At 62.7% G+C, this 22166-nt stretch carries 24 protein-coding genes; 9 read left to right on the forward strand and 15 right to left on the reverse strand.

Features of this window, described 5'->3' with window-relative positions; all coding sequences use genetic code 11:
- Positions 1-33 precede the first annotated feature (33 nt).
- From araH to GV035_RS01320, 5 genes are all read left to right on the forward strand, one after another.
- On the forward strand, positions 34-1044 hold the full coding sequence (gene araH / locus GV035_RS01300) for an L-arabinose ABC transporter permease AraH (RefSeq protein ID WP_159832738.1): 1011 nt from the start codon (positions 34-36) through the stop codon (positions 1042-1044).
- A 101-nt stretch (positions 1045-1145) separates the two neighbouring features.
- The gene (locus tag GV035_RS01305; protein ID WP_159834908.1) at positions 1146-1850 is read left to right on the forward strand and encodes a DUF3348 domain-containing protein; all 705 of its coding nucleotides are present in this window, start codon (positions 1146-1148) and stop codon (positions 1848-1850) included.
- 5 nt (positions 1851-1855) lie between these two features.
- On the forward strand, positions 1856-4321 hold the full coding sequence (locus GV035_RS01310) for a DUF802 domain-containing protein (protein WP_159832739.1): 2466 nt from the start codon (positions 1856-1858) through the stop codon (positions 4319-4321).
- Complete coding sequence (locus GV035_RS01315) at positions 4318-4965, forward strand: OmpA family protein (protein WP_159832740.1); 648 nt, start codon at positions 4318-4320, stop codon at positions 4963-4965. The genes GV035_RS01310 and GV035_RS01315 overlap by 4 nt, the downstream gene beginning before the upstream one ends.
- A 4-nt stretch (positions 4966-4969) precedes the next feature.
- A complete protein-coding gene (locus GV035_RS01320) occupies positions 4970-5539 on the forward strand; it encodes a DUF2894 domain-containing protein (protein ID WP_159834909.1) in 570 nt (189 codons plus the stop codon).
- On the opposite strand, the gene GV035_RS01325 is transcribed toward GV035_RS01320, so the two are convergent.
- The 7 genes from GV035_RS01325 to GV035_RS01350 all read right to left on the reverse strand — a co-directional run bounded on the left by GV035_RS01325 (position 5536) and on the right by GV035_RS01350 (position 11299).
- Positions 5536-6534 carry a transketolase family protein gene (locus GV035_RS01325; RefSeq protein WP_159832741.1) on the reverse strand — a complete coding sequence of 333 codons (999 nt, stop codon included), beginning with the start codon at positions 6532-6534 and terminating at the stop codon, positions 5536-5538. The genes GV035_RS01320 and GV035_RS01325 overlap by 4 nt on opposite strands.
- 17 nt (positions 6535-6551) lie before the next feature.
- Positions 6552-7397: a transketolase gene (locus GV035_RS01330; protein ID WP_159832742.1), complete on the reverse strand. Its 846-nt coding sequence runs from the start codon at positions 7395-7397 to the stop codon at positions 6552-6554.
- 31 nt (positions 7398-7428) lie between these two features.
- Positions 7429-8757, reverse strand: coding sequence for an MFS transporter (locus GV035_RS01335; RefSeq protein ID WP_159832743.1), 1329 nt, complete (start codon positions 8755-8757; stop codon positions 7429-7431).
- Between the two features lie 86 nt (positions 8758-8843).
- A complete protein-coding gene (locus GV035_RS01340; protein ID WP_159832744.1) occupies positions 8844-9593 on the reverse strand; it encodes an SDR family NAD(P)-dependent oxidoreductase in 750 nt (249 codons plus the stop codon).
- Positions 9594-9762: 169 nt separating this feature from the next.
- Complete coding sequence (locus GV035_RS01345; RefSeq protein WP_159832745.1) at positions 9763-10347, reverse strand: peroxidase-related enzyme; 585 nt, start codon at positions 10345-10347, stop codon at positions 9763-9765.
- A 496-nt stretch (positions 10348-10843) separates the two neighbouring features.
- Positions 10844-10972, reverse strand: a complete 129-nt coding sequence (locus GV035_RS29675) for a hypothetical protein (protein ID WP_268892223.1) — start codon at positions 10970-10972, stop codon at positions 10844-10846.
- Between the two features lie 60 nt (positions 10973-11032).
- A complete protein-coding gene (locus GV035_RS01350) occupies positions 11033-11299 on the reverse strand; it encodes a DUF6566 family protein (protein WP_159832746.1) in 267 nt (88 codons plus the stop codon).
- Positions 11300-11404: 105 nt separating this feature from the next.
- Here GV035_RS01350 and GV035_RS01355 point away from each other — a divergent pair, with 105 nt between their 5' ends.
- Complete coding sequence (locus GV035_RS01355; RefSeq protein ID WP_159832747.1) at positions 11405-11716, forward strand: hypothetical protein; 312 nt, start codon at positions 11405-11407, stop codon at positions 11714-11716.
- Positions 11717-11728: 12 nt separating this feature from the next.
- Here the strand turns inward: GV035_RS01355 and GV035_RS01360 are convergent, their stop codons facing one another.
- From GV035_RS01360 to GV035_RS29010, 5 genes are all read right to left on the reverse strand, one after another.
- On the reverse strand, positions 11729-12184 hold the full coding sequence (locus GV035_RS01360) for a YaiI/YqxD family protein (RefSeq protein ID WP_159832748.1): 456 nt from the start codon (positions 12182-12184) through the stop codon (positions 11729-11731).
- Between the two features lie 57 nt (positions 12185-12241).
- The gene (locus GV035_RS01365) at positions 12242-12499 is read right to left on the reverse strand and encodes a hypothetical protein (RefSeq protein WP_159832749.1); all 258 of its coding nucleotides are present in this window, start codon (positions 12497-12499) and stop codon (positions 12242-12244) included.
- A 50-nt stretch (positions 12500-12549) separates the two neighbouring features.
- A complete protein-coding gene (locus tag GV035_RS01370) occupies positions 12550-12762 on the reverse strand; it encodes a hypothetical protein (protein ID WP_159832750.1) in 213 nt (70 codons plus the stop codon).
- Between the two features lie 39 nt (positions 12763-12801).
- Positions 12802-15438, reverse strand: a complete 2637-nt coding sequence (locus GV035_RS01375; RefSeq protein WP_159832751.1) for a PAS domain-containing hybrid sensor histidine kinase/response regulator — start codon at positions 15436-15438, stop codon at positions 12802-12804.
- 143 nt (positions 15439-15581) lie between these two features.
- Positions 15582-15755, reverse strand: coding sequence for a hypothetical protein (locus GV035_RS29010; protein WP_201303884.1), 174 nt, complete (start codon positions 15753-15755; stop codon positions 15582-15584).
- Positions 15756-15894: 139 nt separating this feature from the next.
- On the opposite strand from GV035_RS29010, the gene GV035_RS01380 reads away from it, so the two are divergent.
- Complete coding sequence (locus GV035_RS01380; RefSeq protein ID WP_159832752.1) at positions 15895-17037, forward strand: aldose epimerase family protein; 1143 nt, start codon at positions 15895-15897, stop codon at positions 17035-17037.
- Between the two features lie 13 nt (positions 17038-17050).
- Here the strand turns inward: GV035_RS01380 and GV035_RS01385 are convergent, their stop codons facing one another.
- The gene (locus tag GV035_RS01385; protein ID WP_159832753.1) at positions 17051-18427 is read right to left on the reverse strand and encodes a GntT/GntP/DsdX family permease; all 1377 of its coding nucleotides are present in this window, start codon (positions 18425-18427) and stop codon (positions 17051-17053) included.
- 257 nt (positions 18428-18684) lie between these two features.
- Here GV035_RS01385 and treA point away from each other — a divergent pair, with 257 nt between their 5' ends.
- A complete protein-coding gene (treA, locus tag GV035_RS01390; protein ID WP_159832754.1) occupies positions 18685-20325 on the forward strand; it encodes an alpha,alpha-trehalase TreA in 1641 nt (546 codons plus the stop codon).
- A 54-nt stretch (positions 20326-20379) separates the two neighbouring features.
- Here treA and GV035_RS01395 read toward each other — a convergent pair whose 3' ends face one another.
- A complete protein-coding gene (locus GV035_RS01395) occupies positions 20380-20673 on the reverse strand; it encodes a DUF1330 domain-containing protein (protein ID WP_159832755.1) in 294 nt (97 codons plus the stop codon).
- A gap of 225 nt (positions 20674-20898) precedes the next feature.
- Between GV035_RS01395 and GV035_RS01400 the strand changes: the two genes are divergently transcribed.
- Positions 20899-21198, forward strand: a complete 300-nt coding sequence (locus GV035_RS01400; protein ID WP_159832756.1) for a DUF4148 domain-containing protein — start codon at positions 20899-20901, stop codon at positions 21196-21198.
- Between the two features lie 3 nt (positions 21199-21201).
- On the opposite strand, the gene GV035_RS01405 is transcribed toward GV035_RS01400, so the two are convergent.
- The gene (locus tag GV035_RS01405) at positions 21202-22083 is read right to left on the reverse strand and encodes an isocitrate lyase/PEP mutase family protein (RefSeq protein WP_159832757.1); all 882 of its coding nucleotides are present in this window, start codon (positions 22081-22083) and stop codon (positions 21202-21204) included.
- Positions 22084-22166: the final 83 nt, after the last annotated feature.

Below are 22166 nucleotides of genomic sequence, written 5' to 3' on the forward strand. Positions count from 1 at the left end.
CCCCGGCGGCGGCCCCAGAAAGACGAACAAGACATGAGTCAAGCCATGCAAACTCCAGGCACTTCCTCCACGAGCGATGCTCACGCGCCCATCGCGCCTTCGCAGGCGCGCATGTGGGATCTCATCAACAAGTCGGGCATCGTCGTGGTGTTCCTGGTGCTGTTCGCCGCGCTCTCCGTCACGGTGCCCGGCTTTCTCACGCCACGCAATATTCAGGGGCTGCTGCTTTCGGTGACGCTGATCGGCTCCATCTCGGTCACGATGATGTTCGTGCTCGCGCTCGGCGAGGTCGATTTGTCGGTGGCTTCCATCGTCGCGTTCGCGGGCGTGATGGCATCGACGGTCATCACCGCGACGCATAGCGTCACGCTCGGCATCACGGCGGGCGTGCTCGCGGGCGGCGCGGTCGGACTCGTGAACGGCGTGCTGATCGCGCGCTTCAAGATCAATTCGCTGATCGCGACGCTCGCGATGATGGAAGCCGTGCGCGGGCTCGCGTTCCTCACGTCGAACGGCGACGCTGTGATGATTTCCGAGGAGCGGTTCTTCGATCTCGGCGGCGGTTCGTTCCTCGGCATCTCGTATCCGATCTGGAGCAATATCATCGGCTTCGTCGTGTTCGGCTTCTTGCTGAAGAAGACGGTGTTCGGCAAGAACGTGCTGGCGGTGGGCGGCAACAGCGAGGCGGCCGTGCTCGCGGGACTGCCGGTGACGCGCATCAAGATCACCGTGTTCGTGCTGCAAGGGCTCGTGACCGGCTTCGCGGGCGTGATGCTCGCCTCGCGCATGAGTCTCGGCGATCCGAAAACATCGGTCGGGCTCGAACTCGGCGTGATTTCCGCGTGCGTGCTGGGCGGCGTATCGCTGACGGGCGGCGTCGCGACCATTTCCGGCGTGCTCGTCGGCGTGCTCATCATGGGCGCGGTGCAGGACGCGATGAGCCTGCTCAACGTGCCGACGTTCTATCAATACCTCATTCGCGGCGGCATTCTGCTGCTCGCGGTGCTGTTCGACCAGTTCAGGCGCAGCAAGCGGGCGGTGTGACGGCGGCGCGCTTTCAAGAGCCGCACACTTTGACAAAAACGCCTCGAAACTAGGCAGACGACCCGCACCGTGTAAACTAACGGGTTTTTGCCTGCGGTGTTATCGTGCAAGCCCCCACGCGCACGGCGATCAGCGGCCCGGCGCTCGTGCGCCTGCTCGCGCGGTTCGCCGATCTCGATGTCTACGCACCCGGTTCCTCGCTGTCGGACCGCCTGAGCCAGTGGCTCGGATGGACCGACGCCATCGCGCTGTCCACCGCGCTCAGCGGCGATCCGCCCGCCATCCCGGGCGCGCGATCCGCATCGGACGGCGAGGAGGAAGGCTGCGCGCGCGTGCGTGCGTCGCTGACGAGCGCCATCGTCGGCGACAGGGCGAACGCCTCCAACGCTCACCGGCGTCGCGCGCCGGTCCCGGCGCCTTTGCCGGATCTGGCCGTCGAGTACGCCGTCTATCGCCAGCGATATCTGTCGCTGCAACAGGCGATGGAGTCGGAGATCGGCGCGCTGCGCGCTCGTCTGCGCGCGGCGCTCGCGGCCAGATCGGGCCGCATGGCGCGTCTTGCCGTCGTCGATGCCGTGATGGAGCAGGCGCTGGCCGCACGCGAACGCTCGCTGCTGGCGCAAGCGCCCGCGCTCCTCGGCAAGCACTTCCGGCGCATGCGCAGCGCACATCAGGCTTCTTCCGACGATGCAGCCGCCTGGCTCGCCATCTTCGAACAGGACATGCAAAGCGTCCTGCTCGCGGAACTGCACGTCCGTTTCCAACCGGTCGATGGTTTGCTCGCGGCATGTCAAACCGCTCACTGAACGCTATGCCCCGATATCTTCTGAATGTAGCTGTCTTTCTCGTGGGCCTTCTGGCCGTCTGCGGTATAGCCATTGGTTATATCGGCTCGAATGCACTGGCGCTGGCCGTCACGCTCGTGATCGGCGCGTGCTATCTCGTGGGCGCCTCGGAATTGCAGCGTTATCAGCAAACGACGCGTGAGGTTGCCAGCGCGGTCGGCGCATTGAACACGACGCCTATGAGCCTTGCGTCGTGGCTCGAACAGGTGCCGGCGGGTCTGCGCAATGCCGTGCGCTCGCGCGTCGAAGGGGAACGCACCGCGCTGCCCGGTCCCGCGCTCGCGCCGTATCTTGCGGGCTTGCTGGTGTTGCTCGGCATGCTAGGCACGCTGCTCGGCATGGTGGCGACATTGCGCGGCACGGGCGCGGCCCTCGAAAGCTCGACCGATCTCGCGGCCATACGCGCATCGCTCGCCGCGCCGGTCACGGGCCTGGGCTTTGCGTTCGGTACGTCGATCGCGGGCGTCGCAACGTCGGCCATGCTCGGGCTGCTTTCCACGCTATGCCGTCGCGAACGCCTGCACGTCACGCAGTTGCTCGACATGAAAACGGCCACCACGCTGCGGCCTTTCACGCAGACACATCAACGCGAAGAGACGTTCCGGCTGCTCCAGCGTCAGACCGAAATCATGCCGAAGCTCGTCGATCGTCTGCACGCGATGATGAGCGCCATTGAACAGCAGAGCGTCGCCGCGAACGAGCGGCAACTCGCGAATCAGGCCGCGTTTCATGCGAACACGGAGACAGCGTATCGGCGTCTCGCGACATCCGTGGAACTGTCGTTGAAGCAGAGCGTGGCGGACAGCGCGCGTGCGGCCAGCGCCGCGTTGCAGCCCGTGATGCAGGCCACGATGGACGGCATCACGCGCGAAGCAAAGACGCTGCACGGCAGTATCGAAGAAGCCGTCATGCGGCAGCTCGATGGTTTGTCGAGCGGCTTCGAGGCATCGGCGCAGAAGATCGCGGGTATCTGGGATCGCTCGCTGCAAGGGCATCAGGCATCCAACGAGGCGCTTGTCGACAAGATGGATGCATCGCTCCACCGCTTTGCAGAAGGCTTCGAACAGCGGTCGTCGACGCTGCTGGCAGATGTGTCGTCGCGCATGAGCGGCGTCTCCGGTGCATTGCAGAGTTCGGTCGAGCAGACGGCGGAAAGATTGAACGCGGCGCTTCTCACGCACGAAAAGGCGAGCGCCACGCTCGTCGCGCAGACGGGCGCGTCGCTGGATCGCTTCACGCAAGCGGCGGACGAGCGGTCACAGAACCTTGTTGCAGGCATGGCGGCGCACATCAGTGGCGTATCGACTGAACTGCATGATTGCGTCGGGAAGATCGCTGCCGCGTTGTACGACTCGGTAGCGAAGCACGAGCAGGCGAGCACCGCGCTGGCCGTGCAAACGGGCGCTTCGCTCGATGGGTTCGCCAGCCGTTTCGAAGCACGCGCGGGCGACCTGCTCGAAGGACTGTCGTCGCGGCTCGACAGCACGTCGGCCGGCATGTCGGACGCCTGGCGCAGCGCGCTTGCCGCGCAACAGCAGGCGGGCGAACAACTCGCCGCGCAGCACCGAGGCGCACTCGACGCGGCGGCCGAACGCTTCGAAGCCCACTCCGCATCGCTTCTGCGTTCGGTCGATGACGCCCATGCGAAGCTCGCAACGCAGCTTGCATCGAACCATGATGCCCGCCTGAACGCGTGGACGGATGCGCTCGGCGCGGTGTCCTCGACCTTGCGCGACGAATGGAAGCAGACGAGCACATTCGTCGAGCGCCGACAGCAGGAAATCTGCGAGACGCTCGAACGCACCGCGCGCGACATGTCGGACGCATCGCGTTCGCACGCGAGCGGTCTCATCGCTGAAATCGAACGGCTCATGCAGGCAGCATCCGAAGCGCCGAAGGCCGCGGCGGAGGTCGTCGCGCAAATGCGGCAGATGCTCTCCGATTCGATGGTCCGCGACACCGCCGTGCTGGAGGAGCGCAGCCGCTTGCTCGCGACGCTGGAGACGCTGCTCAATGCGGTGAATCTCGCGTCCACCGAACAACGCACGGCCGTCGATGCGCTCATTTCCACATCGGCCGATCTGCTTTCCCGTGCAGGCACGCAGTTCAGCGAGAAGGTCGAAAGCGAAGGCGCGAAGATCGGCGCGGTGGCGGCGCAGGTCACGGGCAGCGCCGTGGAAGTGGCGAGCCTCGGCGAGGCGTTGGGCGCGGCGGTCGAGTCCTTCGGCGCGGCGAACGAGACACTCGTCACGCATCTGCAGCGGATTGAAACCGCCCTCGACAAGACGCTCTCGCGCAGCGACGAGCAGCTTGCGTACTACGTCGCGCAGGCGCGCGAAGTCATCGACCTGAGCGTCATGTCGCAGAAGCAGATCGTCGAGGACTTGCAGCGCATTGCCGGACAGCGCGAGTTGGCCGGAGCGCGCGCATGAACGAAGAACTCGACGGCGGCATCGAAAGCGCCGCGCCGATCTGGGCCGCTTTCGCGGATTTGATGTCGGTCCTGCTCGGCGCGTTCGTGCTGATCCTGGTCGCGGTCATCGGCGTGCAGTTGCAGCTCTCGACCAGACTCGAACAAGCCGTGAAGGAACGGCAGCAAGAAGCGCAGCGACGCAAGACGCTCGAACAGGCGTTGGCGGGGCCGCTCGCGTCAGGGCGCGTGACGCTCGTGAACGGGCGCATCGGCATCAGCGGCAACGTGCTTTTCGCATTGAATTCGGATCAACTGCAACCGCAGGGGCGTGACGTGCTCAGGAGCCTTGCAGGACCGCTGTCCGCCTATCTCGGCACGCACGATCAAGTACTCATGGTGAGCGGTTTCGCCGATGACCAGCAGGTGCGCGAAGGCAATCGCCGGTTCGCGGATAACTGGGAACTTTCGGCCAAGCGCGCGTTGACCGTGACGCGCGCCTTGATCGATGCAGGCGTGGCGCCGTCGTCGGTATTCGCGGCGGCCTTTGGTTCGGAGCAGCCCGTCAGTTCCAATGCCGACGACGAAGGCCGCGCGAAAAACCGACGCGTCGAGATATCCGCCGTGCCGCGTCCGACGAATTCGCTGGTGAAGCCTCGTGGATGACGGCATGGATGCCCGCGCGATGCTCGACGCATGGCGGGCGCGCGGTGAGAATCGCGTGAATCCGGTGCGTTATCGCTTCATCGAGGCGCTGGCGCGGCGCGCCATCGAGCATGAAGGCGAGGCGAGACGCATCATCGACGCGCGCTTGTCATCGCTGTTGCACGAATACGCGTGTACCGTTTCTCAGGCAGCAGCCGAACGTACGCAACAAGCTGATACGTCGAAAGGACCGCTCGCCGCCTTGCTCGATGACATGGCGCTTCACGCGGCCACGCATTCTTCGCATGAGTCATTGCTGGAGTTCTTCCGGGCGGTCTGGTCGAAGGTCAGCGCCGAGCGGCAGTTGCGCGAATCGCAGCAGAAAGTGCCGAAGAACGCGGGACCGCTCAATTCGAGCAGCCTGGTGCATCGGTCGCTTGAATTGATGCGTGAGGCGTCGCCGGAGTACTTGCAGCACTTCCTGGCCTACGTCGACACGCTCTCATGGATGGAAGAGATGACAGGCACGAATGCGCCTGTCGGAAAGGATGCGCCGCGCGCAAAGAAGCCTGCACGCGGCCGCATCGCGCCTTAGTCGAGCCAGCTTTTGATGGTGCTCGTCATCACGTTCGTGGAAATGCCATAACGATCGTGAAGGGTAGGCAGGGCGCCCGCATCTAGGAACGCATCGGGCAGCGCGATCTGCTTGAACGCGGGCGTCACGCCGGCATTGAGCAGCGTGCACGCGACCGCTTCGCCGAGACCGCCGATCACCGTATGATTCTCCGCCACCACCACGAGCCGGCCCGCGCGCCGCGCTTCACGAATGATCGTTTCGGTGTCGAGCGGCTTGATGGTCGGCACATGCAGCACGGCCACGTCGACGTTGTCGGCTTCGAGCGCCTTCGCTGTTTCGAGCGCGCGCATCGTAAGCAGTCCGGATGAAATGATGAGCACGTCGGAACCGTCGCGCAACATCTTGGCGCGGCCGAGTTCGAACCGATAGCCGTATTCGTCCAACACGGCGGGCACGTTGCCGCGCAGGAGGCGCGCGTAGACCGGCCCTTTGTGCGCGGCGATGGCCGGCACCATCTGTTCGATGTCGAGCGCATCGCACGGATCGATGACCGTCATGTTCGGCATCGCGCGCATCAACGCGAGGTCTTCGGCGGCCTGATGGCTCGGGCCATAGCCCGTCGTAAGTCCCGGCAGCCCGGCGACGATCTTCACGTCGAGATTGTCTTCCGCGATCGTCTGGTGAATGAAGTCATAGGCGCGGCGCGTCGCGAAGACGGCATACGTCGTGACGAAAGGTTGCGCACCTTCATGCGCGAAGCCGGCGGCCGCGCCCATCAACAACTGCTCGGCCATGCCCATCTGGTAATAACGCTCCGGAAATTCCTTGCCGAAGATATGCAGGTCCGTGTACTTGCCGAGATCGGCCGTCATGCCGATCACGTTCGTCTTCGTGCGTGCCAGTTCCGCGAGCGCGTGGCCGAACGGCGCGGAGCGCGTGACTTGTCCTTCGCCGGCGATCGACGCGATCATCGCGGAGGTCTTCAAACGGGGTTTCTTTTCGATGGTGCTCATGCTGTTCTCCTCTGAGCTTACCCGGCCTGACGGCCTGATTCGAGTGCTTCCAGCGCGAGCTTCCACTCGTGCGCGTCGACTCGGATGAAGTGATTCTTCTCGCGTTGTTCGAGGAACGGCACGCCGCAGCCCATCTTCGTATCGCATACGATGATGCGCGGCTTCGCTTCCTTGAGATTGCGCGCGTTGTCGAAGGCTTGCTTCACGGCGTCGATATCGTTGCCGTTCACGCGCTGCACATACCAGCCGAACGCTTCGAGCTTCGGCACGAGCGGCTCGAATGCCATGATCTGTGAAGACGGACCATCGGCTTGCTGATTGTTCACGTCGATCATCGCGATCAGGTTGTCGAGCTTCCAGTGCGCGGCGGACATCAAGCCTTCCCAGATCGCGCCTTCGTCGAGCTCGCCATCGGAGAAGAGCGTATAGACGAACGACTTGGAGTTCTTGCGCTTGAGCCCGAGACAGCGGCCCACTGCAATCGTGAGGCCCTGGCCCAGCGAGCCGCCCGACATCTCCATGCCGGGCGTATAGCTCGCCATGCCGGACATCGGCAGGCGGCTGTCGTCGCTGCCATAGGTTTCCAGTTCCTCTTGCGGCAGAATGCCGGCTTCGAAAAGCGCCGCGTACAGCGCAATTGCATAGTGACCGTTCGACAGCAGGAAGCGGTCGCGCTCTTCCCATTCGGGATCTTCGGGGCGATAGTTCATCGCGCCGAAGTAACTCACTGCCAGCACGTCGGCGATATCCAGCGCCTGACCGATATACCCCTGACCTTGTACTTCGCCCATCAGAAGGGCGTTGCGGCGAATGCGATAGGCGCGCTCGGCGAGCGTCACCTCCTCGATAACGGGACTGCTCATGTGTGTCTCCTTGAAGTGATGAGTAGAGTGCTTAGCGATTGACCGTCTTGGCGGGCACGAGGAAAACCAGCGCCGCACCGACCACGACCGCAGCCGAGATGAAGATGAGGCCCGCAGTGGATTTGCCCGTGAAGTCGTTGAGCCAGCCGACGATGGCGGGCGAGAAAAAGCCCGCGAGATTGGCGAAGCAGTTGACCGCGGCGATGCCTGCCGCCGCCGACATTCCGCCGAGCACGGCAGTCGGCAGCGACCAGAATTGCGACGACGAAGCGAGGATGCCCGCAGCGGCCACGCTCACACACACGATCGATGCGCCCACGCTGCCGAGCATCGGCAAGGTGGCGAACCCGGCGGCGGAGATCAGCATCGGAATCGCGAGATGCAGGCGGCGTTCGCGGCGCTTGTCGGCGCTCGCACCGATCAGCGGCAGCGCGATGATGGCGCACAGATAAGGAATCGCGGTGAAGATGCCGACCCACAGCGGGTCCGCCACGCCCGCACGACGCACGATGGTCGGCAGCCAGAACGTGAGGCCGTATTGACCCAGCACGACGCAGAAGTAGATGGCCGCCATGAGCCACAAACGCCGGTCGCCGATGAATGCGCGGATGGACACATGTTCCTGCTTTTGCGCGTTGTCCTTCTCGACGTTGCGAGCGAGGAGCGTCTTTTCTGCATCGGTCAGCCACTTTGCGTTTGCAATGCCATTGTCGAGATAGAAGAGAATCACGACGCCGAGCACGAGCGACGGCAACGCTTCGAGCACGAAGAGCCACTTCCATCCGGCAAGTCCGTGCACGCCCTGAAGCGCATGCATGATGTAACCGGAAAGCGGGCCGCCGATGATGCCTGCAAGCGGGATCGCCATGAAGAACAGGGACAACGCTTTAGCGCGGCGCGCGGCGGGGAACCAGTACGTCAGATAGAGAATGACGCCGGGCGCAAAGCCTGCCTCCGCCACGCCAAGCAGGAAGCGCAGGAAATAGAACATCGTGGGCGACTTCACGAACACGAAGCTCGCGGAAATCACCGCCCATGTCAGCATGATGCGAGCAAGCCAGTTGCGCGCGCCCACCTTGTGCAGTATCACGTTGCTCGGTACTTCGAAGAGGAAGTAGCCGAGAAAGAAGATGCCCGCGCCGATGCCATAGATCGTTTCGGAGAAGCGCAGGTCGTTGAGCATTTGCAGCTTCGCAAAGCCGACGTTGACGCGATCCAAATAGGCGCCGAGATAGCACAGCATCAGAAACGGAATGAGGCGGCGTCCGACCTTCGCATAGGTCTTTGCCTCGAATGTGCCCGAGTCGGCCGGAGATGAGATGTCCGCCGCGAGCGGCGGTGCGGTAAAGCGAGGTTTCATGTTTGTCTCCTGCCATGACTGGCGTTACGCCCCGGTTTATCCGGGTGCGCTGCATGCGTTGCGCAATCGCGCGAACGCATGCGACGTCAATGAATCAGCATGCCTCCGTTGACGTCCAGCGTGACGCCGGTGAGATAGCTCGACAGATCGCTTGCGAGAAAGAGGCACGCATTGGCGATGTCGGTGGCATCGCCCAGCCGGCCGAGCGGAATCCCTTTGATAATGTCCGCGCGCATGTCGGGCGTGAGCTTGTCGCCGGTGATGTCGGTCTGAATGAGGCCCGGCGTGATGGAATTCACGCGGATATGATCGGCGCCGAATTCGCGCGCCATCGCACGGGCGAGGCCGAGAACGCCTGCCTTTGCCGCGCTGTAATGCGGACCGCCGAAGATGCCGCCGCCGCGCTGCGCCGATACCGACGACATGCACACGATGCTGCCGCTCTGCTGCTTTCTCATCTGCCCGATGACCGCTTGCGACATGTACAGCGTGCCGCGCAGGTTGACATCGATGACCGCGTCGAAGTTAGCGCCGCTGATTTCCAGCGTCTTGATCGGCTGCGTGATGCCGGCGTTATTGATGAGCGCGTCGATGCGCCCATATTGTTCTATCGTCGCGTTGGCGGCGGCGACGCAGGCGTCCTTGTCGGTGACATCGCACGCGAGGCCGAGGTGGCCCTCGCCGATATCGCGTGCGGCGCTTTGCGCATCCGCTTCGCGCAGATCGAGAATGACGATGCGTGCGCCTTGCGCCGCCAGCGCCTTCGCGGTGGCCTTGCCGATGCCGCGCGCCGAAGCCGCGCCCGTGACGATCACTACACGATTGTCGAGCAACATTGCCGTCTCCTTGGTTTGTTCGGTGTGGAGGCAGTGTCGTCGTGTTCGGCGCGGCGATCAACGCAGTTCGGTTCAACTAATGCTGAGAAATTTTCAGGTGTGAGCGTGCTATATCGGGTTTACCAGGAAGCGCCGATGGGGCGCTCGGCGTGTTGCGCGCGCCGCGCGTTCAGCGCTCCTTGGGCACGCGGCCCATCAGGTAGAACTCGTCGTTGGGCCGCATCGACATGACATTCGCCATGCGGTTCGACAGCCCGAAGAACGCAGTGATTGCCGCAATGTCCCAGATGTCTTCGTCGCTAAAGCCGTGGGCATGAAGCGCGGCGAAGTCGGCGTCGTCTACCGCGCCCGACTCGCGGCACACCTTGAGCGCGAAATCGAGCATCGCCCGCTGGCGCGGCGTGATGTCGGCCTTGCGATGATTGACCGCGACCTGATCCGCCACCAGCGCATTCTTTTCATAGATGCGCAAGATTGCGCCATGTGCGACGACGCAATAGAGGCATTGATTGACGGCACTTGTCGCCACCACAATCATCTCGCGCTCGCCCTTGGTGAGGCCGCCTTCCTTGAGCATCAACGCATCGTGGTACGCGAAGAATGCGCGGAATTCTTCCGGCCGGTGCGCAAGCGTGAGAAACACATTGGGAACGAAACCGGCCTTGTCCTGCACCTCGACGATGTGCGTGCGTATGTCGTCGGGCCAGTCTTGAGGGTTCGGAACGGGATAGCGGCTGATGGGCGTGGTGGGCATGACGTCTCCGTAAGAGCCTCGATGGGGCTTGCTGACGAAGTATGCCGCTTAGTCATTTCGCAGCCAACATTCGGCCCGATCTACTGACCCTGAGCGCCGCCGTTTGTCGTGGACGGCGCGCCGGGCCGATTCGTCGTGCTGCCGCTGCCGCTTTTGAGCATCGGCTGCATTCCGCCTGCCGACCCTTGTCCGGGCGAACGCATGCCGTCGCCTGCACCGCCGGTTCCGCCTCCCGGTGTTGGCGGCTGCATGCTGGACGCAGGCCCTTGGCCGGCGCCGCTGCGGCCCGCTGCCGACGTGTCCGCGGAAGGCCCGGCACCCGGGCTTCCGCTGCCGCTTCCGGCGGCCAGCACGGTGCCCGACACACACAGGGCGACTGCCCCGATCACTGTTTGCGCTCTCATGGACGCGTCTCCTGCAAAACGCATTCGTTAGCACCGCCCCGTGCGGGTTTGACCTGACAAGCGGGGCGGCTTCATCTCGCTTCTAAACACGATCACGGCTGCCGTTGGCCGCCTTGATGCATCGGCTGCTTTTGCTGATTCTGCTGCTGTTGGCCTTGCGCCTTTCCTTGATCGTTACGCGGGTTGGTCGGATTCGAATTGCCCTGCTTCGACGATGGCATTGCTTTGCTCCTTTCTAACGTGGTTAGGGACTGACAATGACGCATACCGCGTTCCACGCCTCAGAACTCGCGCTTCGTGCCGTCATCGGTATGCTGGTCGTCGTGGCCCAAGCAATAGCGTTCGATCAGACGATGCGCCCGCTCGACGCCCGCACGCAGCGCCTCTTCACGCGTCGCCCAGCTCGGCTGTGTCGGTTCGACATCGGGCAGTTCCGCAGGCGTCCCGTTGTGCAATGCGGCGATGTGCGGCACCCAGTCGCCCATCTCGTTCTGCTGGATGCTCACCGTGACGTCGTAGCCTTTGAATGAAAAACTTTCGCTTGTCATGTGTCCTCCGTGCTCATTGGTGGCGATGACAGTCAGCACATCACATGCCGACTTGGTTTGCTTATTGCTACGAGACCAGCAGAAAGGGATTCTGAAACCAAAGATATGAAAGCTACGATCATCTCGCATGAAGTACCGGCGGACGCATCATCGGCCGAGATTCACCGTTTTCGCTTCAAGCTGGACGACGGCACGGCGCCGCCCCTCATGGAATCGATCTCGCTGAGAACGGCGCGCGTGATCGTCGATAACCTCGAAGACGGCAATGCGTTCATCAAGATGCTTCAGGCCATCGTTAAAGCGCAACCAGCCGAGTATGACTCGCTTGTCGGCAAGGTGTACCCCGATCACTTCAACAATAACTCGAACGATAATCGCCGCATGACGGAGCGCGAGAGCGAAGGTCCGCATCCTTGAGCGCAGTCGTCGCTAGTTGACGCTGCGCTGACGCGCGAGAAACTTGTCGAGCTGCGCCGCGAAACTTTTGCCATCGCGCGGACTGTAAGGCGAAGGTCCGCCCGTCGCGACGCCCGTGCTGCGCAACTGGTCCATCATGGCGCGCATGGTCAATCGTTCCTCGATGTTGTCCTTGCTGAACCACTCGCCGCGCGGGTCGAGTGCATGCGCGCCTTTCGCCAGTATCGCGGCCGCGAGCGGTATGTCGGCGGTGATGACGAGATCGCCCGCTTCAACCATCTCGACGATGCGCGCATCCGCGACATCGAAACCCGAAGGCACTTGCACGGCCTTGAGATAGGGCGAGGGCGGCGTGCGCAGGAACTGGTTGGCGACCAGCGTCACGCTGACCTTGGCGCGCGGCCCCGCGCGAAACAGCATGTCTTTCACGACAGCGGGGCACGCGTCGGCATCGACGAGAATCTGCATGATGCGGTCTGAGTAATGAGCGAGCGCACATTATGCGGGATGCGCTCGCGCCGCCGCTCAGGCTTCCGAATCCGGCTTGCTGCGTGGATGGTCGCTGCTTGCGTCCGGATCGACGTCGGGGTCGATATGGTCGTCCTCAGGCGTATAAGGCCCTTGCTCAGGATGGTCCTTGCCTTTCGGAACGAGCGTCGGGTCCATGCTGCCATGCCCGCGTTGCTCGATCGTGCCGTCCGGCTTTTCCTTCACGTCGCCTTCGCCGATGGCCTCGCGACGCTTGTCCGCGCGCTCGACCGGATCGGATGGTTCAGGGTTCATTGCAATCTCCTCGCATGATGAAGAACGACGCTCGCGCGCCGCCGATAAGCTCACTGGTCTGCGCTGCCGAGCTCGCCATGCTTGTGCGAGTGCGTCGCGGCATGCACGAGTTCATAACGTGCGCCCTTGCCGCTTCGCGTCGGCGGGAAGTGCTCGCCTTCCACGCACGTCACCTCGAAAGCGGAGCCGCCGTCGCCTTCTTTCACGACGCGATAGATTCCCGAGGTCTGTACTTTCTCACCGGGTTTATGTTGCTCGGCCATGCGTCCTCCATCTGGGTTGCGATGCCGTGCACCAAGCAATCACCGTTCCGGGCGTCGTGTGACCGTCAGCGAAGACAGCAGCTTGAGCAGACTTTCCACGTTGACCGGCTTGACGAAGTGATAGTCGAATCCCGCGGATTGTGCGCGCAAGCGGTCGTCGGTCTGCCCATAACCCGTGATGGCGATGAGCAGCGGCGCGCTGTCGCCCTTGCGCCGCAGACGTCGCGCGAGTTCGTAGCCGTCGATATCCGGCAAGCCGATATCGAGCAACGCGACATCGGCCTGAAAAGCGGTCGCCGACAGCGCCTCTTCCGACGAATACGCCACGCGTGTGATATGTCCTTCGGATTCGCACAGCATCGCAAGCGAATCGGCGGCGTCGCGGTTATCGTCCACGACGAGGATGCGCAGCGCGGCATGCGTTTCCAGCGCATTGCTCTCGGAGAGCGCGAGCGCCGAGTGCCGTTCGTGATGATGCAGGCGCGGCAAGCGCACATTGACCGTCGTGCCGAGCCCGGGCCCGGGGCTCTGCACGGTGATCGTTCCTTTATGCATTTCCACGAGCTTCTTGACGAGCGACAGACCGATACCGAGCCCGCCATTCGAGCGGTCCAGTGTGCGCTCGCCTTGCGAGAAGAGTTCGAACACTTTCGGCAAGAGGTCCGCTGAAATGCCCGTGCCGGTATCGGCGATGACGATGGACACCCATTCCTGATCGGCTTGCACGCTGACTGAAATGTCGCCGCCTTCGGGCGTGTACTTGCTCGCGTTATTCAGCACGTTGACGAGAATCTGCGAAAGCCGCGTGACGTCGCCGCATACCCAGGTGGTCGCGTCGGGCACATCGACCTGAATGTGCTGACCGCGCGATTCGACCATGTTCGCGATCGCTTCGACCGCGTGATAAACAGCGGTGCCGACGAGCACGGGCTCGCGCTTCAGTGCAATGCGTCCCTGCGTGATGCGCGACACTTCCAGAAGATCATCGACGATGCGCGTCATGTGTTCGACCTGTCTGCGCATGAGTTCGATCAGATCGTTCGTCTGCGATGAAAGCGCCTCGTCCTTTTGCAGCAGCGCGATGGCCGTGCGCAAGGGCGCGAGCGGATTGCGCAACTCATGCGCGAGCATGGCGAGAAATTCGTCCTTGCGGCGGCCCGATTCGCGCAGCACCAGTTCCATGTGCTTGCGGTCTGTGATGTCGATCAGGCTGCCGATGATGCGCAGCGGCTTGCCGTCCTTGCTTCGTTGAAGCAAGGCGCTGCCTTGCATCCATTGCTCGCCATGCACGTTCTGCACGCGAAATTCGAACTGTTCGTGCGGATCTTCGCCGGAGGCGAGGCGCCGCACGTAACGGTCCAAAGTGGGCGCATCGTCGGGGTGAATGCGTGCCAGTGCCGCTTCGTAAGTGAGCGTTTCGGCCTGATCGGCCCGATGCTCGACACTGGTTTCGAAAAGCATGGTCCAGTTCGCCAGTTCCAGCGAGACGATGTGGATCTTCGCCGCTTGCATGGCAACCGTCAGACGCAGGCTGCGCGCTTCGATGGCCGCTTGCGCTTCATACTGCGGCGTGACGTCCGTTGTCGTGCCGAACCATTCCTGTAGCTTGCCGCGATCGTCGTAGAGCGGCGCGGCGTGCGCCTGAACCATGCGATAGGCGCCGTCGCGGCGATACATGCGAAAGGTGAGTGTGCGCGGGCCGCCTTGCTGCAACGCTTCGAGCCATGCCTGATGCGTGCGCTCGCGATCGTCGGGATGAATGAAATCGAGCCAGCCCCAACGCGACAGCCGGTCGCGCCGCTCGCCGGTAAACATCTCCCATTCGCCGCCGGAAGGGCGGATTTCGCCGTTCGCATCGGCGGACCAGACAAGCGCCCCGGTCGATTCGACGAGCGCGCGATAACGCCGTTCGCTCAAGCTCAGGCGCTCCATGTCCGCGCGTTGCTGACTGATATCGAAGCTCACGCCATGCACGCGCGTGAGGACGCCTTGCGCGTCGAACTCGGGATTGCCGCGCATGCGAAGCCAGCGTCGCGAGGCGGGATTGCCGTCGCGATTGCAGTCGAGCATGAAGTCGAATTCGAACGGGCCGCCATAACGCAGTGCATCGGCGAGCTTGCGTTGAAACGGCTCGCGATAGTCGGGCGCGACGCGGTCCCAGATTTCCGACAGCATCACGGATTCGGTACCCGGCGGAAACGAGTACATGTCCGCGAGCTGTGCCGTCATGCGCACGACGCGCTCTTTCATGTCCCACTCCCACGCGCCCATGCGCGCGCCCGCGAAGGCCGCCTGCAAGCGCCGCTCGCTCGCTTCGTAAAGCGCCCATGCATGACGGCACTCGTGAATGTCGATGGCAACGCCTACCGTATCGCCGATGCGCCCGTCTTCGTCGCGGCGCGCCTGCAAATGCAGCGTATGCCAGCGGAACGCGCCGTCGACGCGCAAGAGACGCACATCGACGTTGCGAAGCAGCATGCCGTCGCGCATCTGCCTCAGCGCGTCGAGGACCATGCGTTCGTCTTCGGGGTGAACAAAATCTTGCCAATGCCGGCCGATTAAATCGTCCGACGCAATGCCGAGATAGCGGGACGCCCACGGATTGGCGTACTGGATGAGTCCGTCGCGCGCCGCGCGCCATACGAACGACGGCAAGAAGTGAGCAGGATCGTGCATGAGCGTCCTTGCTTCGGTTGAACGGCGAGGTTATCGCCGGACGCAGCGCAGTGTCGTTTGTGACGATGCTTCGAACATTGTACGAATAGCACAGCGCAGCACGACGCGTCAGGGCACGCCGAGTTGCGCGCTGCGGGAATTAGTTAGCCGTCCTCGCCGACATCGTTCGGATCGGGCAAGGGTTTGCCGGCGCCTGTCGGTGGCGCGGGCTCGTTCGTCAGGTTCTGTTTTTGTTCATCGCTCAGCCGGCGGTCGGCAGTGTTTTCGTCGTCGGACGTTTGCTTAGGGGGAGTCGAACGTTCGGTTTCTTGTGTCATGGCATGCTCCTCAGGATGAGAGACGAAACGCATAGGCATCGTGATCTGCTTGCATCGAACGTGCCCGCTGGCAGTAGATACGCGAGGCGTGGGCATAGGCGATGCTTAACCGAAACTTTGTCTCTGCGTTCCCCAAGCCATGACACCGTTTTTCCGAAGCTTCGCCGCCCTATGCGCCGCTGCATTGCCACTTGCGACGAGTGCGGCCACGGTCACGTCTTCGCCTTATGGCGCCACGCAGCAGGGCCAACCGGTCGTGCAATACACGCTCGCCAACGCGCGCGGCGTCTCGATCAGCTGCATCACATACGGCGGCATCGTCACGCGGATAGACGTTCCCGACAGACGCGGGCGTCGCGCGGATATCGTACTCGGCTTCGCGTCGCTCGCCGACTATGAGCGGTATAACGGCGACATTCACTTCGGCAGTCTGATCGGCCGTTATGCGAATCGCATCGCACAAGGCCGCTTCACGCTCGACGGACACACGTATCAATTGCCGATCAACGATCCGCCCAATACCTTGCATGGCGGCCCGCACGGCTTCGACGAAAAGGTCTGGACGGTCGTTCGCACGTTTCAGAACGGGAATGGCGCAGGCGTGCAACTGCGATACGTGAGCCCCGACAACGAGAATGGTTTTCCGGGCACGCTCACGGTCGACGTGACCTACACGCTCACCGACGACAACGAAGTGCGTATCGACTATCGCGCGAAAACGGACAAGCCCACCGTCGTGAATCTCACGAACCACAGCTATTTCAATCTGGCGGGCGAGGGTAGCGGGAGCGTCGAGAATCAGCTCATCATGATCGCTGCGTCGAGCTATACGCCGACGCGCGCCGATTCGATTCCGACGGGCGAGATCGCATCCGTCGAAGGCACGCCGCTCGATCTACGCGCGTTGACGCCGATCGGCGCGCGCTTGCGTTCGGCGTTTCCGCAATTGCGCTACGCACGCGGCTACGACAATAACTTCAAGCTGAACAAGAGCAGCCAGCATGACGGCGAGCCGTCGTTCGCGGCGCGCGCGTACGATCCCGCAAGCGGCCGCGTGCTCGATGTCTATACAACGCAGCCGGGCTTGCAGTTCTATACCGCGAACGGGCTCAACGGCAGTGCGGTGGGCGTATCGGGCACGGCGTATCGTCAGACGGACGCGTTCGCGCTCGAAGCCGAGCATTTCCCGGATTCGCCGAATCATGCTTCGTTTCCGTCGACCGAGCTCAGGCCCGGCGACGAGTATCACGAAGTGACGGTGTGGAAGTTCGGCGTGCGCTGATGCGCGCCCTGATTCAAGTCAGCACGTTCCAGAGCAGCAAGGTCAAAGCAAGACCGACGACCGACACGATGGTCTGCAGCACCGACCACACCGCGACCGTCTCTTTGAGCTTGAGGCCGAAGTACTCGCGGACCATCCAGAAGCCGGCGTCGTTGACATGGCAGAAGAACACGGAGCCCGCGCCGATTGCAAGCGCCATCAGCGAGTCATGCGTCGCGCTCAACGACCCGACGACGGGCGCGACGATGCCGGCGGTCGTCGTCGTGGCAACCGTCGCGGAGCCGGTGGCCTGCCGCAGCGCGACCGCGATCAGCCATGCCAGCAGGATCAGCGGCATATGCGCGCCGACGGCGATCTTGCCGATCGTCCCACTGATGCCGGCTGTGACGAGCATCTGCTTGAGACCGCCGCCCGCGCCGATGGTGAGCAACAGCGCCGCGATAGGCGGCAGGCTCTTGCGCAGAATGCCGCCCACACGTTCACGCGCCATGCCGCGTGACCAACCCAGCGCGACGATGGCGAACAGCACCGTCAATGTCAACGCAACGAGCGGCTCGCCGACGAAATCCAGCATGTCGTAAAGCAATGTGTCCTTGGTGAGCGCGAGCTTCGCGACGGTGCGGCCCAGCATCAACACGACGGGCAGCAGAATGGTGATGAGCGAGATCGCGAAGCCTGGCGTGGAGGTGCTGTCGGCATGCTCGGTGAAGAGCTTGCCGATTGCGTCCGGTTCTTCCACATGCAGGCGCCTGGAAAGCCACATGCCGTACAACGGTCCCGCGAGAATGACCGCGGGCAACGCCACGATCAAGCCGAGACCGAGTGTGAGGCCCAGGTCAGCATGCAACGCGCTCACCGCGATCAGCGGGCCCGGATGCGGCGGCAGCAGCGCGTGCAATGTCGTCATGCCGGCGAGCGCGGGTATGGCGATGCGCAAGATGGGCTGCTTCGAGCGGCGCGCCATCACGAAGATGATCGGCACCATCATCACGAGACCGACTTCGAAGAAGAGCGGCAAGCCCACGATGATCGCGACGAACGCCATCATCCACGGCAGGCGGCGCGGCGTGGAGTGTTCGAGCAACGTGGTGACGAGCCTGTCCGCTGCGCCCGAATCAGCCATCAACGCTCCGAGCATGGAACCGAGCGCGATGATGATGCCGACATCGCCCAACAACGCGCCCGCGCCTTTGCTAAAGGCTTGCGCAATGGCTTCGAGCGGTTGATGCGCGGTGAAACCCGCAGCGAACGTGCCGACGAGAATGGAGAGGAACGGCGCGATCTTGAGCGCACTGATCGAGACGATGATGATCGCGAGACCAATAGCGCACGCAATCAGAAGTTGTGTGTCGTGAGGCGACCACGAAGCGAGAGTTGTCGTTGGATTCACGGTGACCTTGAGGCTGACGTGACATCGGCTTTGCAGCCAATGTCTTTACGGAAGGCTTTCGCGCGTGAAGTCCAGCCTGTGCCGCGCGCGAAGCCCCGTCGTAATAGCATCTTTCGACCTCACGGTCAAAGAGCGCCAGTGCGCCGGTTGCCATGACCGTGCGCCGCATGCGATGCTTCGCCCTGCTGCAACTTCCAATTCAAACAGCGCGGCACGAGCGAGACCAGTCCGGTTCATCACCCTTTGAAGGAGTGAGCATGATCGTACTGTCGCGGTATCGCATGACGCTTGACGCGTCGCAGCACTTTCCGTTGAACGCGCGCCGCCTGCTCGGCGCGTGGGCTTTGCTTGGCGCAGCGAGCGTCGCTTATGCCGATGCGCAAAGCAGCTATGTCGTGCCGCCGCCGCCGAGCGAACTGTATGGCGAGCTCTTCGTTGCAGTGCAAACGCAGCAGATCTATCCCGATCAAAAGACCTTTGTCGATGCAACGCCGAAGATGGACCCGGCGCAAATCAATCAACTCTATCTGCAACAGCGCATCGTTCCGGGCTTTAGCCTCTCCGCATTTGTCGCGCAGTATTTCACGCCGCCGACGGATCAGGTGATCACGCCGCCGCCTAATCAGAGCTTGCGCCAGCACATCGACTGGCTATGGCCCGAACTCACGCGGAACTCGGCGACAGTGCCGCCATACAGCACGCTGATTCCAATGCCCAAGCCGTATGTCGTGCCGGGCGGACGCTTTCGCGAGGGCTACTACTGGGACACCTATTTCACGATGCTGGGCCTTCAGGAGGCCGGCCGCGAAGATCTCGTCGATAACATGCTCGACAACTTCGCATATCTGATCGACACCATCGGCCATATTCCGAACGGCAATCGCACGTACTATGTGAGCCGTTCGCAGCCGCCGTTCTTTTCGTACATGGTCGAGCTTGCCGCGCATAAGGAGGGCGGGCGCGTCTATCAGAAGTATTTGCCGCAAATGCGCCGCGAATATGGCTACTGGATGCAAGGCGCGCATTCGCTGCAACCGGGCGCCGCCGTGCGCAACGTGGTCATGCTGCCGGATCGCACCGTGCTCAACCGCTATTGGGACGAACGCGACACGCCGCGCGACGAGTCGTATCTCGAAGACGTCCAGACAGCCAGCACGGTTCCGAGCCGTCCCGCGAACGAGGTGTATCGCGATCTGCGTGCGGCAGCGGAAAGCGGCTGGGATTTCAGCTCGCGATGGTTCGGCGACAATCAGACGCTGGCCACCATCCGCACGACATCCATTGTTCCCGTGGATCTGAACAGCCTGATGTTCCATCTCGAGACGACGATTGCGCGCGGCTGCGGCGAGGCGCGGGACTTCGGTTGTGTCGCGGAGTTCATCGGCAAGGCGGCAAAGCGCGCCATCGGCATCAACACGTATCTGTGGAACACCAACGGCTACTACGGCGACTATGACTGGCAACTGGGTCAGCCGCGCAACAACCCGTCGGCCGCGATGCTTTATCCCTTGTTTGCAGGGGCCGCATGGCCCGAACGCGCGCACGCCACGGCGCGCACGGTGGAAACGCTACTGCTCAAGCCGGGCGGCCTGACGACAACCACCTTCAATACGGCGCAGCAGTGGGATGCGCCCAACGGCTGGGCGCCGCTGCACTGGATCGCGGTCGAAAGTTTGCGGCGCTATGGTCGCGGCGATCTCGCGCAGCAAATCGGCACGCGCTTCCTGTCTGACGTGAATCACGTCTATGCGACCGAGCAGAAGCTGGTGGAGAAATACGTCGTGGAAGGCACGGGTACCGGCGGGGGAGGGGGCGGTGAATATCCGCTGCAAGACGGCTTCGGATGGACGAACGGCGTGACCTTGCGTCTGCTCGATCTATACGCGCCCGGTCAGTGAAGCACAAAGGATTGCGATGGCGGCTCGAGCGCGCCGCCATCGCGTCGTCGCGTGTTACTCGACGCCTTCTACCACGCGGAAGTCGCGCTCGCATGCATCGCCGAGCACCTTCAACGCTTCCTGATACTTCTCGCCATTAAACGCGGCGAGCGCCTGATCGAGTGAATCGAATTCGACGAGCACCGTGCGCTCTGCCACGCCCGCGCCCTGCACGGTCGACGCCACGCCGCGAACCAGCACGCGGCCGCCGCCTTCCTTGATCGCTACCGTTGCGAGCTTCGAATACTCAGCGACCTGATCGGGCTTCGCAATCTTGCGGTATGCGCTAACCCAATAGCCTTTTGCCATCTGCAATCTCCTGATTTCGTTGAGCGCCATGCGCCATGAGGTGTCTTCTTGCGAAGGCGAGCATAGCAAAATTCGGCTCAAGCCTCTTGCGACGCATTGTGCGCGCGTGATGAAGGCTCCCTTCCTGGTTTAGGGGTTAACCCCAAACGACCACGCGCCTAGACTTCGGTCACTGCCTGAGCGGCAAGCGCCCAGGCAAGCCCTGAAACCTTTGGAGTATTGGTCATGAAGTCTTTGATTCGCGCAGTCGTCGTCGCCACCGTTTTTGCTGTTCCCGCCCTGTCGTTTGCAGAGGGCAGTCAGATCACGCGTGCGCAGGTGCGTGCGGAACTGGCCGATTTGCAAAGCGTCGGCTACCACGCCGGCGACGGCGACCAGGCGCACTATCCGGCTGCCGTTCAAGCGGCCGAAGCGAAGCTGGCCGCACGCAACGGCGCGACGGCATACGGCGGCACTGCGGGCGGCGCGACGCAATCCGGCAATCGCGTGTCGCAGGCGGACTGGAACGCAATGTATTCCCGCTAAGTCTCAATCCGCCGCGTATTTGCGGTCGAGTTCGTCGAAAAGAGGCTTATTGACGAGCCTCTGGCGTTCCGAAAACGGCGCGACGACAGCGGGGTCTTCATCCAGTTTGCCTTGTTGCCTGAGCGCGGTCAGCGCGGTCTGCATGCCGCGCACCGCGCTTTGCAAAGCGGCGTTCGCGTAAAGCACGAGACTGAAGCCAAGGTTCTGCAATTCGTCGCGGCCCGTGACAGGCGTCTTGCCGCCAATCACGATATTGATGAGTTGCGGCGCGGCGACGGGCTGCGTCAGCGACGTGATCTGCTCCTGCGTTTCGATCGCTTCGATAAAGAGAATATCCGCGCCTGCCTCGGCGAACTGGTTCGCGCGCTCGATGGCGGCATCGAACCCGTGTACCGCGCAAGCGTCGGTGCGCGCGATGATCTGGAAGTTCTCGTCCTCCCGCGCGTCCACGGCGGCGCGTATCTTGCCAAGCATCTCGCTTGTCGAGATGACGCTCTTGCCCGCGAAGTGGCCGCATTTCTTGGGCATCACCTGATCTTCCAGTTGAATCGCATCGGCGCCGGCGCGCTCCAGCGTACGTACCGTATGGCGTACATTGAGCGCATTGCCGAAGCCCGTGTCGGCATCGACGACAAGGGGAAGATCCACCACATCGCGAATTCGATTCGTATGTTCGGCGATTTCCGCCAGTCCCATGAAGCCGAGATCGGGCATGCCGAGCGACATATTCGTGACGCCCGCGCCCGTGATGTAGATGGCTTCGAAGCCGAGGTCCGCGATGAGGCTCGCGCTCATCGCATTGAATGCGCCGGGCAGAAGCAGACCACGGCGTGCGTTCACCAGTTCTTTGAAGGCGGCGCGGCGGCGGGAGGACGGAGTTGTCATGAGTAATGATTCCGGAAAGAGGCGCTAAATGTGCACGAAAATGCACCATGATCTGTCATGTTAAAGCGTGCAGCGCTTGAGCG

Source organism: Burkholderia sp. 8Y, assembly GCF_902506145.1.
GTDB lineage: Bacteria > Pseudomonadota > Gammaproteobacteria > Burkholderiales > Burkholderiaceae > Caballeronia.

Bases quoted from the DNA above. Each gene is read 5' to 3' on its own strand.
- araH (WP_159832738.1), top strand. From the start codon at position 34: ATGAGTCAAGCCATGCAAACTCCAGGCACTTCCTCCACGAGCGATGCT.
- GV035_RS01310 (WP_159832739.1), top strand. From the start codon at position 1,856: ATGCCCCGATATCTTCTGAATGTAGCTGTCTTTCTCGTGGGCCTTCTG.
- GV035_RS01315 (WP_159832740.1), top strand. From the start codon at position 4,318: ATGAACGAAGAACTCGACGGCGGCATCGAAAGCGCCGCGCCGATCTGG.
- GV035_RS01320 (WP_159834909.1), top strand. From the start codon at position 4,970: ATGGATGCCCGCGCGATGCTCGACGCATGGCGGGCGCGCGGTGAGAAT.
- GV035_RS01325 (WP_159832741.1), bottom strand. From the start codon at position 6,534: ATGAGCACCATCGAAAAGAAACCCCGTTTGAAGACCTCCGCGATGATC.
- GV035_RS01330 (WP_159832742.1), bottom strand. From the start codon at position 7,397: ATGAGCAGTCCCGTTATCGAGGAGGTGACGCTCGCCGAGCGCGCCTAT.
- GV035_RS01335 (WP_159832743.1), bottom strand. From the start codon at position 8,757: ATGAAACCTCGCTTTACCGCACCGCCGCTCGCGGCGGACATCTCATCT.
- GV035_RS01340 (WP_159832744.1), bottom strand. From the start codon at position 9,593: ATGTTGCTCGACAATCGTGTAGTGATCGTCACGGGCGCGGCTTCGGCG.
- GV035_RS01345 (WP_159832745.1), bottom strand. From the start codon at position 10,347: ATGCCCACCACGCCCATCAGCCGCTATCCCGTTCCGAACCCTCAAGAC.
- GV035_RS29675 (WP_268892223.1), bottom strand. From the start codon at position 10,972: ATGCCATCGTCGAAGCAGGGCAATTCGAATCCGACCAACCCGCGTAAC.
- GV035_RS01350 (WP_159832746.1), bottom strand. From the start codon at position 11,299: ATGACAAGCGAAAGTTTTTCATTCAAAGGCTACGACGTCACGGTGAGC.
- GV035_RS01355 (WP_159832747.1), top strand. From the start codon at position 11,405: ATGAAAGCTACGATCATCTCGCATGAAGTACCGGCGGACGCATCATCG.
- GV035_RS01360 (WP_159832748.1), bottom strand. From the start codon at position 12,184: ATGCAGATTCTCGTCGATGCCGACGCGTGCCCCGCTGTCGTGAAAGAC.
- GV035_RS01365 (WP_159832749.1), bottom strand. From the start codon at position 12,499: ATGAACCCTGAACCATCCGATCCGGTCGAGCGCGCGGACAAGCGTCGC.
- GV035_RS01370 (WP_159832750.1), bottom strand. From the start codon at position 12,762: ATGGCCGAGCAACATAAACCCGGTGAGAAAGTACAGACCTCGGGAATC.
- GV035_RS01375 (WP_159832751.1), bottom strand. From the start codon at position 15,438: ATGCACGATCCTGCTCACTTCTTGCCGTCGTTCGTATGGCGCGCGGCG.
- GV035_RS29010 (WP_201303884.1), bottom strand. From the start codon at position 15,755: ATGACACAAGAAACCGAACGTTCGACTCCCCCTAAGCAAACGTCCGAC.
- GV035_RS01380 (WP_159832752.1), top strand. From the start codon at position 15,895: ATGACACCGTTTTTCCGAAGCTTCGCCGCCCTATGCGCCGCTGCATTG.
- treA (WP_159832754.1), top strand. From the start codon at position 18,685: ATGATCGTACTGTCGCGGTATCGCATGACGCTTGACGCGTCGCAGCAC.
- GV035_RS01395 (WP_159832755.1), bottom strand. From the start codon at position 20,673: ATGGCAAAAGGCTATTGGGTTAGCGCATACCGCAAGATTGCGAAGCCC.
- GV035_RS01400 (WP_159832756.1), top strand. From the start codon at position 20,899: ATGAAGTCTTTGATTCGCGCAGTCGTCGTCGCCACCGTTTTTGCTGTT.
- GV035_RS01405 (WP_159832757.1), bottom strand. From the start codon at position 22,083: ATGACAACTCCGTCCTCCCGCCGCCGCGCCGCCTTCAAAGAACTGGTG.